Genomic DNA, 13,394 nt, shown 5'->3' on the forward strand with positions numbered 1-13,394 from the left:
CACCGTCGGCACCGGCACGTTCGGCACCGTTGCGCCCGCCGGCGGACCCGGCACGCCCCGCAGCCCCGGCGGGCCCGGCGCCGCCGGTCGGCCCGGCGGCATCCGCGGGACCGGTCCGTCCGGTGGGGGCGGCGGCTCCCGCCGAGCCGCCGCCCCCCGCAGCCTTTGCGGCCTTCCCGGTTCTGGAAGCTCTCACCACGCCGGAACCCTGCTTTCTGCGTTGACGGTCGGCGGGCCGCCGCGCCTGGGTGGTGGGCCGGTATCAGCCCTGGCGGCCGGCGGCGATCGCCTCGTGGACCATGCCGACGAGGAGTTCGTCGGCGTCCGGACGGCCGAACTCGGCGGCCGCGCGCGACATCGCGGTGAGCCGCTGCGGGTCGGTGAGGACCGGGAGCACGTTGCCCTGGATCCACTCCGGCGTCAGTTCCGCGTCGTCGACGAGGAGTCCGCCGCCCGCCTTGACGACCGGCTGGGCGTTCAGCCGCTGTTCGCCGTTGCCGATGGGCAGCGGCACGTAGGCGGCGGGGAGCCCGACGGCCGAGAGTTCCGCCACGGTCATCGCGCCCGCGCGGCAGAGCATCATGTCGGCCGCGGCGTACGCGAGGTCCATCCGGTCCACATACGGTACCGGCACATAGGGCGGCATTCCGGGCATCTGCTCCACGTGGGGGAGCTCGTTCTTCGGGCCGACCGCGTGCAGGATCTGGACGCCCGCACGCTGCAGGTGCGGGACGACCTGCTGGACGACCTCGTTGAGCCGCCGCGCACCCTGCGAGCCACCGGTGACCAGCAGCGTGGGCAGGTTGGGCGAGAGTCCGAACAGCGCGCGGGCCTCCGCCCGGACGGCGGCCCGGTTGAGCGTCGCGATGGAGCGGCGCAGCGGGATGCCGACGTACCGGGCGTTGCGCAGCTTGCTGTCCGGCGTGGAGACGGCGACGCCGTGCGCGTACCGGGAGCCGATCTTGTTGGCGAGCCCGGGGCGGGCGTTGGCCTCGTGCACGACGATGGGCACCCCGGCCCGCTTGGCCGCCAGGTAGCCGGGAAGCGCGACGTACCCGCCGAAGCCGACGACGCAGTCGGCCTTGGTGCGCTCCAGGATCTGCTCGGCGGCCTTGATGGTGCCGCGCAGCCGGCCGGGCACGGTGATCAGCTCGGGCGTGGGTTTGCGCGGCAGCGGAACCGCCGGGATCAGTTCGAGCGCGTAGCCGCGCTCGGGCACGAGCCGGGTCTCCAGTCCGCGCTCCGTACCGAGGGCCGTAACCCCCACGGTCGGGTCCTGCCTGCGCAGGGCATCCGCGAGGGCGAGCGCGGGCTCGATGTGGCCGGCGGTCCCCCCACCGGCGAGTACGACGTGCACGCTGTTTCACCGCTCTCCGGACGGCGGCCTGCCGGCGCGCCGTCTCATCGTCTTCTCTCTCTCCTCCGGCCGGAGGTGGTCCCCGGACGCAGCACCCCTGCCAGTCCTCCCCGGGGCGTGCGCTGCCGCAGGGCGGGCTGCCGCGCGGCCAGCGCCGCCCGTGCCGCCGGGTCGCTGCGCGCGAAAGCGACCAGCAGTCCGACGGCGAACATCGCCGGCAGCAGGGCGGACCCACCGTAGGAGAACAGCGGGAGGGGTACGCCGGCGATCGGCAGCAGGCCGAGCACCGCGCCGACGTTGATCACCGCCTGGGCGATGATCCACGTTGTCACGCCTCCCGCGGCATACCTCACGAAGGGTTCCTCCGTGCGTCCGGCCACGCGGATACCCGCATAGCCTAGAGCCGCGAACAGAGCGAGTACCGACAGCGTCCCCGCCAGTCCGAGTTCCTCCCCTGTCACGGCGAAGATGAAGTCGGTATGCGGTTCGGGGAGTTGGCCCCATTTTTCCACACTTGCACCGAGTCCGGAACCGAACCAGCCGCCCGAGGCCAGGGCGTAGATGCCGTGCACGGCCTGCCAGCACTGGTCGTCGGTCCCGGGATCGGTGGCGCCGATGCACCCGAGGCGGGACATCCGGTTCGGGTTCGTCAGGATCAGGAGCGCCCCGGCGGTGGCCGCCGCCGCCAGCACCCCGGCGAACAGCCTCGTGGGCGCCCCCGCCAGCCACAGCAGCCCGAACAGGACGGCGCCGAGGATGAGAGCGGTGCCCATGTCGCCGCCGAGCATGATGAGGGCGAGCAGCAGCAGCGCGACGGGCACCAGTGGTACCAGCAGGTGTTTCCACTGGGTGAGCATCTTCTTCTCACCCTTGCGCGCGAGCAGGTCGGCGCCCCACAGGATGAGCGCCAGTTTGGCGAACTCGCTGGGCTGGAGCTGGAAGGGGCCGCCGAGATAGATCCAGTTGCGGTTGCCGTTGACGGTCTGGCCGATTCCGGGTACCTGGACGAGGCACATCAGGAAGACGGAGCCGATCAGCAGCGGATAGGCCAGCGCCCGGTGCAGCCTCAGCGGCATCCGGGAGGCGACCAGCAGGAGCACGCCGCCGAGTACGGCCGCCATCAGCTGTTTGCGGAAGTAGTAGGTGGAGGCGAGACCGGACTGGAGGGCCTGGATCTGGGAGGCGGAGAAGACCATCACCAGTCCGAGGACGATGATGAGCACGCTGCCGCCGACGATCAGGTAGTAGGCCGTCAGCGGCCGGTCCCAGGCCTGTTTGGCGCGCAGGTACAGCCGCTGGGGCGCCGAGGTGCCCCGGGCGGCAGAGGAGCGTCCGGGCTCACGTGACGGCGCGGGACGGGTGGTCGCGCGCCGGGGTGTGGGCGGTTTGGCGGATCGCGCCGTCATCCGTGTCCCCTCCGTCTCACCCGCGCCCTGGGCAGGCGGGCCGCGGGGTTACTGCTCGCTGTGGCCTGCGGCGGCGAGTGCGCGGACCGCCTCGGCGAACGCGTCACCGCGCGCGTTGTAGTTGACGAACATGTCCATCGACGCGCACGCGGGGGCCAGCAGTACGGTATCCCCCGGCCGCGCCAGCGCCGTCGCCGCACGGACGGCCTGGACCATCGCCCCAGTGTCCGTGCGGGCCACCTCGGTGACCGGCACATCGGGTGCGTGTCGCGCCAGGGCTTCCGCGATCAGTTGCCGGTCGGCACCGATGAGCACGACACCGCGCAGCCGCCGCGCCGAGGCGGCCACCAGCTCGTCGAAGGTCGCTCCCTTGGCGAGCCCGCCCGCGATCCACACGATCGACTCGTAGGCCGCCAGCGAGGCCTCGGTGGCATGGGTGTTGGTGGCCTTGGAGTCGTCGACGTAGGCCACCGAGGCCACGTCCGCGACGTGGGTGATGCGGTGCGCGTCCGGAGCGAAGGCCCGCAGCCCGTCGCGGACGGCCGCGGGCGGAACGCCGTAGGCGCGCGCGAGGGCCGCGGCGGCGAGCGCGTTGGCGATGTTGTGCGGCGCCGGGGGGTCGACGTCGGTGACCTCGGCCAGCTCCTGCGCCTGCTGCTGCCGGTTGTCCACGAACGCCCGGTCGACCAGTACGCCCTCCACCACTCCGAGTTGGGAGGGGGCCGGGGTGCCCAGGGTGAAGCCGACGGCGCGGGCGCCCTCGACCACGTCGGCCTCGCGCACCAGGTCCTCGGTGCGGGGCCTGGCCCCGGGCGCGTCGTCGGCGTTGTAGACGCAGGCGACCTGGTTGCCCTCGTAGATGCGGCCCTTGGCGGCGGCGTACGCCTCCATGGAACCGTGCCAGTCCAGGTGGTCGGGCGCCAGGTTGAGGACGGCGGCGGAGTGCGGGCGCAGGCTGGGGGCCCAGTGGAGCTGGTAGCTGGACAGCTCGACGGCGAGCACGTCCAGCCCGTCGTAGGGCTCCTCGCCCAGCACCGCGTCGATGAGGGAGACGCCGATGTTGCCGACCGCGGCCGTGCGCAGCCCGGCGGCGCGCAGGATGGCGGCGAGCATCTGGACGGTGGTGGTCTTGCCGTTGGTTCCGGTGACCGCGAGCCAGGGCGGGCTGTCGGGGCCGCGCAGCCGCCAGGCGAGCTCCACGTCGCCCCACACCGGCACCCGCGCCCCGGCCGCCGCCAGGAAGAGCGGGCTGGTGGGCTTGAAGCCGGGGGTGGTGACGACCAGGTCGGTGTCCTGGGGGAGGGTGCGGTCGTCGCCGAGCCGGACGGTGACCCCGAGGGCCTCCAGCTCGGCGGCCTGACGGCGCGGCCCCTCGCCGTCGCCGCCGTTGACGGCCGTGACGCGGGCGCCGAGCCGGCGCAGCACCTTGGCGGCGGGCATGCCGCTGACGCCGAGCCCGGCGACGACGACGTGCGCCCCGGACAGTTCCTCGGCCGGCGTCCTCAGGTCCGCCGCGCCCGGGTGGGCACTCGGGGAGGTGCCGGGCGAGGGCACCTGCTCACCGCCGCTCCCCCAGGTCACTTGGTCGCCGCCCAGCCCGCGTAGAAGATGCCGACGCCGACGATGGCGCACATGCCCTGGATGATCCAGAACCGGACCACCACAAGGACCTCGGACCACCCCTTGAGCTCGAAGTGGTGCTGGAGCGGCGCCATCTTGAACACGCGCTTCCCGGTCAGCCGGAAGGAGCCGACCTGGATGACGACGGACATGGTGATGAGCACGAAGAGACCGCCGAGGACGGCCAGCAGCAGCTCGGTGCGCGAGCAGATGGCCAGGCCGGCCAGTGCACCGCCCAGGGCGAGGGAACCGGTGTCACCCATGAAGATCTTGGCCGGTGAGGTGTTCCACCACAGGAAGCCGAAGCAGGCGCCCATCAGCGCCGCCGCGACGATCGCCAGGTCGAGCGGGTCTCTGACCTCGTAGCAGCTCGCCCCCGCGGTGGCGCGGTTGGCGCAGGACTCCTGGTACTCCCACACGCAGATGAACACGTAGGCACCGAAGACCATCACCGAGGCACCGGTGGCCAGGCCGTCGAGGCCGTCGGTGAGGTTCACGCCGTTGGACATCGCCAGGATCATGAACAGCGCCCACACCACGAACAGCACGGGCGGCAGGGCCCAGCCGAAGTCCTGGGTGAAGGAGAGCTTGGTGGAGGCGGGGGTGAGCTGGCGGGCGTCCTCGAAGCTGAGCGCCAGCAGGGCGAAGGCCACGCCGACGATGAGCTGTCCGGCCATCTTGGCCTTGGCCCGCAGGCCGAGGCTGCGCTGCTTGACGATCTTGATGTAGTCGTCGAGGAAGCCGACCAGGCCCATGCCCGCGAACAGGAAGAGCACCAGCACGCCCGAGAAGGACGGCGGTTCGCCGGTGACCAGCTTCGTCAGCACGTAGGCGAGCAGCGTCGCCAGGATGAAGGCGATGCCGCCCATGGTGGGGGTACCGCGCTTGCTGTGGTGGTTCTGCGGGCCGTCGTCGCGGATGAACTGGCCGTAGCCGCGCGAGGCGAGCAGCTTGATCAGCAGCGGGGTTCCGACCAGGGACAGGAAGAGTCCGATGACCCCGGAGATAAGGATCTGCCTCATCGGGCGGCGCCTCCGGCCTCGTGCGCCGGACCGGCCTCGCCCTCCAGGAGGGCTGCCGCCACCTTCTCCAGACCCACCGACCGGGAGGCCTTCACCAGTACGACATCCCCCGCGCGCAGTTCTTCACGCAACAGGTCGACGGCCGCCTCAGTGCCGGACACGTGCACCGACTCCTCACCCCACGAACCCTCGTTCTTGGCACCCATGTCGAGCCAGGCGGCCTCCCGGCCTCCGACTGCCACGAGCTTGCTGACGTTGAGCCGGACGGCGAGCCGTCCGATCGCGTCGTGCTCGGCGAGCGCGTCGTCACCGAGTTCGGCCATCTCGCCCAGCACCGCCCAGGTCCGGCCCCCCCGGCCCTTCGCCGCCTGGCCCATGGCGGTGAGCGCACGGAGCGCGGCCCGCATGGAGTCGGGGTTGGCGTTGTAGGCGTCGTTGACGACCGTGACGCCGTCGGCGCGTTCGGTGACCTCCATCCGCCACCGGGAGAGCGTGCTCGCCGAGCAGAGCGCATCTGCGATGTCCCCGGCGGGCATGCCCAGTTGGTGGGCGACGGCCGCCGCGGCAAGCGCGTTCGACACGTGGTGCTCACCGTACAGGCGCATGGTCACGTCACCGCACCCGGTAGGTGTGTGAAGAGTGAAAGCAGGGGTACCGCGCTCGCTCAGCCGCACGTTTTCGGCCCGTACGTCCGCTTCTGCCGACTCGCCGAAGAACAGCAGCCGGGCCTCGGTGCGCGCCGCCATCGCACGCACGTACGGGTCGTCGGCGTTGAGCACCGCCACGCCCCCCTCGTCGGCGGCGGGCAGGTTCTCCACCAGCTCGCCCTTGGCCTGCGCGATCTGCTCGCGGCCGCCGAACTCGCCCAGGTGCGCGGTGCCGACGTTGAGGACGACGCCGATGCGCGGCGGGGTCAGCTCGGTGAGGTAGCGGATGTGGCCGATGCCGCGGGCGCCCATCTCCAGCACCAGGTGCCGGGTGGACTCGTCGGCGCGCAGGGCCGTCAGGGGCAGCCCGATCTCGTTGTTCTGCGAGCCCTCCGGCCACACCGTCGGGCCCAGCCGCGTCAGCAGCTGGGCGATCAGGTCCTTGGTGCTGGTCTTGCCGCTGGAGCCGGTCAGCGCCACGACCTGGGTGCCGAGGGCGCGGACGGTGTGCCGGGCCAGGGCACCCAGCGCGCGGGTGACGTCGTCGACGACGATCGCGGGAGCGCCGACGGGGCGGGTGGTGAGCGCGGCGACGGCACCGGCGTCGACGGCCGGCGCGGCGAAGTCGTGCCCGTCGGCACGCTCGCCGGCGAACGCCGCGAACAGCGCGCCGGGGCCCACCTGACGGGAGTCGATCACCACGGGCCCGGTGATCCGCGCCTCCGGGTCCGTTATGTCGTGCTGCCGTCCGCCGGTGAGGGCGGCGATCTGAGCGAGGGAGAGGGGGATCATCGGTTCTGGTCGTCTGTCCGGTGGGTCTCGGGGGATGGGGACGGTTCGTTCTCGTGGCGGTCGATGGCGGAGCCGGTGGCGCGGGGAGCGGCCACGACGCGCTCGGCGGCCCGCTCGCGGACGGCCTGGGCCAGCACCTCCACGTCGTCGAAGGGCCGTACCACGCCGGCGATGTTCTGGCCCTGCTCGTGGCCCTTGCCCAGGACGAGGACGGTGTCACCGGGCTCGGCACGGGCGACGGCGGCACGGATGGCGGCGGCCCGGTCCTCCTCCAGCAGCACGGTTCCGCGCTCGTGGGCGGGCACCTCTGCGGCGCCGCCGAGCATGGCGGCGAGGATCGCCAGCGGGTCCTCGGAGCGGGGGTTGTCGGAGGTGAGCACGGCCGTGTCGGACAGCCGTGCGAGGGCCGCGCCCATGGCGGGGCGCTTGTGCGGGTCGCGGTCGCCACCGCAGCCGAGGACCGCGTGCACGGCCCCGTCGGTGACCTTGCGGACGGCGTAGAGCACGGACTCGACGGCGTCCGGCTTGTGGGCGTAGTCGACGATGGCCAGGTAGTCCTGGTCCGCGTCCACCCGCTGGAGCCGACCGGGAACGCCCGGCACCGCACCGATGCCCTCGGCTGCCGTGGCCGGGTCGACCCCGGCGGTGACCAGCGCGGTCAGCGCGGCGAGTGCGTTGGAGACGTTGAACGGGCCGGCGAGCGGGGCGCCGGCCGGCACCTTCTCCCCGGCAGGTCCCACCGCCGTGAACGTCGAGCCGAACGGGCCGACCACCACGTCCTCGGCCCGCCAGTCGGCGTCGGGGTGGCCCTCGGCGGAGAAGGAGGTGACCGGGCGGCCCTCCGCCGTCAGCTCGGTCAGCAGCCGGAAGCCGTACTCGTCGTCGAAGTTGACCACCGCGGCCCGCGAACGCTCCGGGGTGAACAGCTGCCGCTTGGCCTGGAAGTAGTCCTCCATGTCGGGGTGGAAGTCGAGGTGTTCACGGCTGAGATTGTTGAACACCGCCACATCGAACACGCAGCCGTCCACCCGGCCGAGCACCAGCGCGTGGCTGGAGACCTCCATCGCCACCGCGTCCACGCCGCGCTCGCGCATCACTGCGAACAGCGCCTGCAGGTCGGTGGCCTCCGGAGTGGTGCGCTCGGACTTGAGGCGCTCGTCGCCGATCCGTGACTCGACGGTGCCGATCAGGCCCGTCAGCCCGCCGTTCGCCGCACCCGTCGCGCGCGACAGCCCTGGATCGCCCTTCTCGACGGCTTTCCGCAGCCCCCCGTCCACCAGGTAGGCCGTGGTCGTCTTGCCGGAGGTGCCGGTGATGCCGATCTGGAGGAGGTCCTCGCCGGGCGTGCCGTAGATGGTGGCCGCCAGCCCTCCCATCCGGCCCCGTGGGTCCGGCACGGTCAGCACCGGGAGCCCGGTGGCCTCGGCGCGCTCGGTGCCGCTCGGGTCGGTGAGCACGGCGACGGCACCCAGGCGCTGGGCCTGCTCCACGAAGTCGGCGCCGTGCAGCCGGGCGCCGGGCAGCGCGGCGTAGACGTCACCGGGACGCACGGCGCGCGAGTCGTGGGTGATGCCGGTGGCGGACGCGTCCGCGCTCGTCGCGCCGGTCACCAGGGCGGCGGAACCGTCGGCGGCGTCCAGCAGTCGGGCCAGCTCCGCGAGCGGCACGGGCGTGACCCGCGCGGGGCGGGGCGGCCCGGGGTAGGACTCGGGGGAGGTCTGATCAGCTTGTGGCACGGCGGTGAGCGTACCGGGCGCGGCGGCCGTGCCGCGAAGCGAGGGGCGCGGCGGAGCCGGGTCCGCCTGGGGGTTGCACCCGCTCTCAGTGATCGTTGTCACGTGGCGCATGGCTCAGCCGTCCCCGTCCTTCTTCGCGGACACGGGCAGGCGCGCGGCTTTGGCCCCGGTCGGCGGGATCTGGAGGCTCTTGAGGGAGAACTTCATGACCTTCTTGTAGACGGGACCGCACACGTCGCTGCCGAAGTAGCTGCCCTTCTTCGGGTTCTGGACGGCGCAGTAGACGGTGATGCGGGGCTTGTCGGCGGGGGCGAACCCGGCGAAGGAGGAGGTGTAGCCGTGGTAGCGGCCGGTCTTGGGATCCACCCGGTTGGCCGTACCGGTCTTCCCCGCGACGCGGTAGCCGGGGATCTTGGCCGTGGTGCCGGTGCCCTCCATGTCGGAGACGACGGACTCCAGCATCCTGGAGAGCGTGCGTGCGGTCTTCTCGCTGACGACCCGGCGCGTCTTCGGCTTCCCGGCGGGCCGGTAGCGCCCGTCGGAGCCCGTCGTGCCGCGGACCAGGGTCGGTTCGGTCCGCTTCCCGCCGTTGGCGATGGTCGAGTAGATGGACGCTGCCTGCACGGCGTTGAGGGACAGGCCCTGGCCGAAGGGGATCGTGTACTGCTGGGAGGCGCTCCAGTTCTGCGGCTTCTCCAGCAGGCCGTCGGTCTCGCCGGGGAAGCCGAGCCCGGTGGGGCGGCCGATGCCGAACTTGCGCAGGTAGTCGTAGAGGACCTTGTTGGCCTGCTTGCGGCTCCTGCCGAGCTGTTCGGTGGCCAGGATGGTGCCGATGTTGCTGGACTTGGCCAGGACGCCGTTGAGGGTCAGGTGCCAGGTGGGGTGGTCGACGTCGTCGGCGAAGGAGCGGTCGGCGCGCTTGAGCCGGTTGGGGACGGTGACCGCGGTACCCGGGGTGGCCTTGCCCTCCTCCAGCACGGCGGCCATCGACATCACCTTGCTGGTGGACCCGGGCTCGTACGCGTCCTGCAGGGCGGGGTTGCCGAAGGAGTCCACCCGGGCGCTGCCGATGTCGTTCGGGTCGAACACCGGCGCGCCGGCCATGCCCAAAAGCTGGCCCGTCCGGGTGTCCTGGACGATGACGTAGCCGCTGTCCGCGTGCGAGTCGGCCACCTGGTCGCGGATCGCCTCCTGGGCCGCCCACTGGATGTCCCGGTCCAGGGTGAGCTCCACGTCGGACCCCGGGCGGGGCTCCTGCTCGCGGACGCCCGCGGTGGGGACCTGGTGGCCACCCGACTGGGCGTAGGTGACCTTGCCGTTGTCGCCGGCGAGTCTGCGGTCGAGCATCGCCTCGACGCCTGCGCCGCCCTTGCCCTCCGCGTTGACGAAGCCGAGGACGCCGGCGGCCAGCTCCTTGTTGGGGTAGACGCGCTTGGCGTGCTTCTCCTGGTAGACACCGGCCAGTACGTTCGGCTGCTTCCCCTTGGCGGCCCGCGCCTCCTCGGCGGCGAGCTGCTGCTTCAGCTTCTTGATCTTCCGCCAGGTCTGCGGGGACTGCTGACGGGCCAGCAGCACGTAGCGGGTGTCCGGCTTGGAGAGCTTTTTCGCCAGCTCGGCGGGCTCCTTGTCCAGCAAGGGTGCCAGGATCTCGGCGGCCTGCTCGGGCGCGTCGTCGGTCTTCGTCTGTTTCGGCGAGAACAGGTAGGGGTCCGCGGTGATGTCGTAGGCGTCCACCGTGGTCGCCAGCGAGGCCCCGTTCCGCGCCGAGATGGTGCCGCGCTCGGCCGCCAGGGGAACGGTGATGTAGCGGTTCACGGCCGCCTTCTGGGCGTACGCTCCGGCGTCCACCGCCTGCACCTGGAGCAGCCGCGCGGTGAAGGCCAGCATGACGAGCGTCAGCGCGACCGCCACCAGCCGCAGGCGCGGACGCGGGTTCGCCAGCCGCAGCAGCCGCGACCCGCCGCCCTGCGGCGGCCGGGCACCGCCGCCCTGCGGCGGCCGGGCACCGCCGCCCTGCGGCGGCCGGGCACCGCCGGTGCGCGCGGCACGCCGCTGCGGCGCCGGCCGCGCACCCCTCGCGGAACTCGCACCTCTGGCGGAACCTGTCCCCCTCGCGGAGCCGGCGCCCTTGCCGGTACCCGCGCTCCCTGCGGCGCCCGCGCTCTTCCTGCCGGTGCCGCCGGCGCCCGCACCGGCGGCGGAGCCGGAGGTGCGGGCGGGGTACGGGCGGGCCGGGCGGGGGACCCGGCGCGGGGTGCGCCGGGCGCCGGGGGCCTGCTCGCGGTCGCCGTCGCCGCCCCGGTCGCGCGGGCTCACGGGTCCACCTGCCCGCTGCCGGGACCTGTTGTGGGGCCCTCACCGGTGCCGGGGGTGCCGAGCACGGAGCCGTCGGGCCGGAGGAAGACCGGGTTGCCGCCGGGGACGAGGCCCAGCTCGCGGGCGCGCTCCTCCAGCCGGTCGGGGGCCGAGTAGCCGTCCACCTCCTGCTGGAGGCCCTGCTGCTGGTCCGTCAGCTCCTCGGTCTCCTTCTCCAGCTTGGTCAGCTCGAAGGAACCGTTGTTGAGGGAGGCGTTCAGCAGCAGCAGGGCGAGCAGTCCGCCGCCCAGCAGCAGGACGACGAGCAGTACGAACGGGGCGCGGGCCGCGCGTGCGTGGCCCGCGGGCACAAGGTGGGCCAGGCGTGCGAGGCGTTGCTGTGCGGTCATGCGGCCTCCCTGATGCGCTGGACGGCCCGCAGTCTGGCGGGGGCGGCCCGGCGGTTCCGGGCGATCTCCTCGTCGGTGGGCTGTTCGGCGCCGCGGGTCAGCGGACTCAGCCGCGGCTGGTACTGCTCGGGCACCACCGGCAGTCCGGGCGGCGCGGAGTTGCGCGAACCGGTGGCGAACAGCTGTTTGACCAGCCGGTCCTCCAGCGAGTGGTAGGCCAGCACGACCATCCGGCCGCCGACCGAGACCGCCTCCAGCGCCGCGGGCAGCGCCCGCTCCAGCACGGCCAGCTCCCCGTTCACCTCGATGCGCAGCGCCTGGAAGGTGCGCTTGGCCGGGTTGCCGCCGGTGCGCTTGGCCGCCTGCGGCAGGGACTCGCGGATCACCTCGACCAGCCGGCCGCTGCGCGTGAACGGTTGCTTCTCGCGCTCCCGTACGACGGCCTCCACGATGCGCCGGGCCTGCTTCTCCTCCCCGTACGCGCGCAGGATCCGCACCAGGTCGCCCGGCGCGTAGGTGTTGAGGACCTCGGCGGCGCTCAGTCCCTTCGTCTGGTCCATCCGCATGTCCAGCGGCGCGTCCTGCGCGTAGGCGAAGCCCCGGTCGGCCTCGTCGAGCTGGAGGGAGGAGACGCCCAGGTCGAAGAGGACGCCCTGGACGCGGGGGACGTCGAGCCGCTCCAGCACGGCGGGCAGCTCGTCGTAGACGGCGTGCACCAGCGTCGCCCGGTCGGCGTAGGGAGCCAGACGCTCGCCCGCCAGTTCGAGCGCGGCGGTGTCCCGGTCCAGGCCGATCAGCCGGGCGGAGGGGAAGGTGGCCAGCAGGGCCTCGCTGTGGCCGCCGAGGCCCAGGGTGCAGTCGACGACGGTCGCACCGGGTTCGGCCAGCGCGGGTGCGAGCAGATCCAGCGTGCGCCGGAGCATCACGGGATCGTGCAGTTCGCCCGCGGGCCGCTCGTTGGTGGTCACTGTGCCCTCTCAGATCTGGCGGGCACCGTGCACATGCTCCTTGGTCCCCGCCCGCTCGAAGGGGAGTGGCCGCCCGCGCCGTCGGGCGCCGGAGGCCGGGAGCGGGAGGAGGCCGAGCCGCACGTGCGCGCCCGCGCACGCGAGGGGATTCGGGGTCCTTCGGGGAGCGTTCTTGCCTCCCACTTCGCGTCACTTTAGTCCACTCGTTCCCGCGGTCAACTACGGGACCAGGCGCGTCCCGACAGCGGCTGACACACGATCTGCGGACGTCCTCCCGCCGGACGGGTGAGGCCGGCCCGGCTGTGTACTACCTCACAACCGGGTGCCTCGCTCCCCCTTCACCGGGTCCGGGCAGGCCGCCTGGGCCGGGGCGGGCTACCGTCGTACACATGTCGATATCAGCCCCGCAGTCCGAGCCCGCCCTCTCCACGACCGACGAGCTCGTCGCAGCGAACCAGGCGTATGCGAAGGGGTTCACCGATCCCGGCATGGACGCGCGTCCGGTGCGCCGGGTCGCAGTCGTCGCCTGCATGGACGCGCGGCTGGACCTGCACGCCGCGCTCGGCCTGCGGCTGGGCGACTGCCACACCATCCGCAACGCCGGCGGCGTCGTCACCGACGACACCATCCGCTCCCTCACCATCAGCCAGCGGGCGCTGGGCACCCGCTCCGTGGTGCTCATCCACCACACCGGTTGCGGCCTGCTCGGGCTGACCGAGGACTTCCGGCACGAGCTGGAACAGGAAGTGGGGCAGCGCCCCTCCTGGGCCGTCGAGTCCTTCAAGGACCTGGACCAGGACGTGCGCCAGTCGATCGAGCGCGTGCGTACCTCGCCGTTCCTGCCGCACCGGGACGACGTGCGCGGGTTCGTCTTCGACGTGACCACCGGGTCGCTGCGCGAGGTCGCCCCGGCCTGACGGGCCCGCGCCGCGGGCGGCCTGCCCAGGTCCCCGGGGGCGCTGCCCGGGCGCCTGGTGCGGCCCCGGGATCCGCGGGCCGCCCGCACGGTTGCCCCGGAAGAGTGACGGAAGGCCTGGTCGCCGTGAAGAATGAGAGCAACAGCGCACGAGGCAGGGCCCGATGGAGCGGACGCGTGAGGCGTGCGCGGCGGGTGGTACGAGCGGGGACGGGGCCGAGGAGG

The 13,394-nt window shown here is 72.9% G+C and carries 9 protein-coding genes and 1 pseudogene; 1 reads left to right on the forward strand and 9 read right to left on the reverse strand.

Annotated features, from left to right (window positions below; all coding sequences use genetic code 11):
• Positions 1 to 262: 262 nt before the first annotated feature.
• From murG to rsmH, 9 genes and pseudogenes are all read right to left on the reverse strand, one after another.
• The gene (gene murG / locus H297_RS0108870; RefSeq protein WP_027736746.1) at positions 263 to 1,357 is read right to left on the reverse strand and encodes an undecaprenyldiphospho-muramoylpentapeptide beta-N-acetylglucosaminyltransferase; all 1,095 of its coding nucleotides are present in this window, start codon (positions 1,355 to 1,357) and stop codon (positions 263 to 265) included.
• A 6-nt stretch (positions 1,358 to 1,363) separates the two neighbouring features.
• Positions 1,364 to 2,763, reverse strand: a pseudogene (gene ftsW, locus H297_RS35380) (putative lipid II flippase FtsW).
• Positions 2,764 to 2,811: 48 nt separating this feature from the next.
• Positions 2,812 to 4,269 carry a UDP-N-acetylmuramoyl-L-alanine--D-glutamate ligase gene (murD, locus tag H297_RS0108880; protein ID WP_027736747.1) on the reverse strand — a complete coding sequence of 486 codons (1,458 nt, stop codon included), beginning with the start codon at positions 4,267 to 4,269 and terminating at the stop codon, positions 2,812 to 2,814.
• Between the two features lie 71 nt (positions 4,270 to 4,340).
• Positions 4,341 to 5,405, reverse strand: a complete 1,065-nt coding sequence (gene mraY, locus H297_RS0108885; protein ID WP_027736748.1) for a phospho-N-acetylmuramoyl-pentapeptide-transferase — start codon at positions 5,403 to 5,405, stop codon at positions 4,341 to 4,343.
• Positions 5,402 to 6,844 carry a UDP-N-acetylmuramoyl-tripeptide--D-alanyl-D-alanine ligase gene (locus tag H297_RS0108890; RefSeq protein WP_027736749.1) on the reverse strand — a complete coding sequence of 481 codons (1,443 nt, stop codon included), beginning with the start codon at positions 6,842 to 6,844 and terminating at the stop codon, positions 5,402 to 5,404. Before H297_RS0108890 ends, mraY begins: the two co-directional genes overlap by 4 nt.
• Complete coding sequence (locus H297_RS0108895) at positions 6,841 to 8,682, reverse strand: UDP-N-acetylmuramoyl-L-alanyl-D-glutamate--2,6-diaminopimelate ligase (protein WP_051351715.1); 1,842 nt, start codon at positions 8,680 to 8,682, stop codon at positions 6,841 to 6,843. The genes H297_RS0108890 and H297_RS0108895 overlap by 4 nt, the downstream gene beginning before the upstream one ends.
• A gap of 12 nt (positions 8,683 to 8,694) precedes the next feature.
• Entirely contained in the window at positions 8,695 to 10,896 is a 2,202-nt protein-coding gene (locus H297_RS35385; protein ID WP_037793381.1) for a peptidoglycan D,D-transpeptidase FtsI family protein, read from the reverse strand.
• Complete coding sequence (gene ftsL / locus H297_RS35390) at positions 10,893 to 11,285, reverse strand: cell division protein FtsL (protein ID WP_037793571.1); 393 nt, start codon at positions 11,283 to 11,285, stop codon at positions 10,893 to 10,895. The genes H297_RS35385 and ftsL overlap by 4 nt, the downstream gene beginning before the upstream one ends.
• The gene (gene rsmH / locus H297_RS0108910) at positions 11,282 to 12,208 is read right to left on the reverse strand and encodes a 16S rRNA (cytosine(1402)-N(4))-methyltransferase RsmH (protein WP_037793574.1); all 927 of its coding nucleotides are present in this window, start codon (positions 12,206 to 12,208) and stop codon (positions 11,282 to 11,284) included. Before rsmH ends, ftsL begins: the two co-directional genes overlap by 4 nt.
• Before the next feature lie 434 nt (positions 12,209 to 12,642).
• Between rsmH and H297_RS0108915 the strand changes: the two genes are divergently transcribed.
• Positions 12,643 to 13,170, forward strand: a complete 528-nt coding sequence (locus H297_RS0108915; protein ID WP_027736752.1) for a beta-class carbonic anhydrase — start codon at positions 12,643 to 12,645, stop codon at positions 13,168 to 13,170.
• The last annotated feature ends 224 nt before the right edge of the window (positions 13,171 to 13,394 follow it).

The sequence above is a fragment of the Streptomyces sp. CNT360 genome (assembly GCF_000424785.1).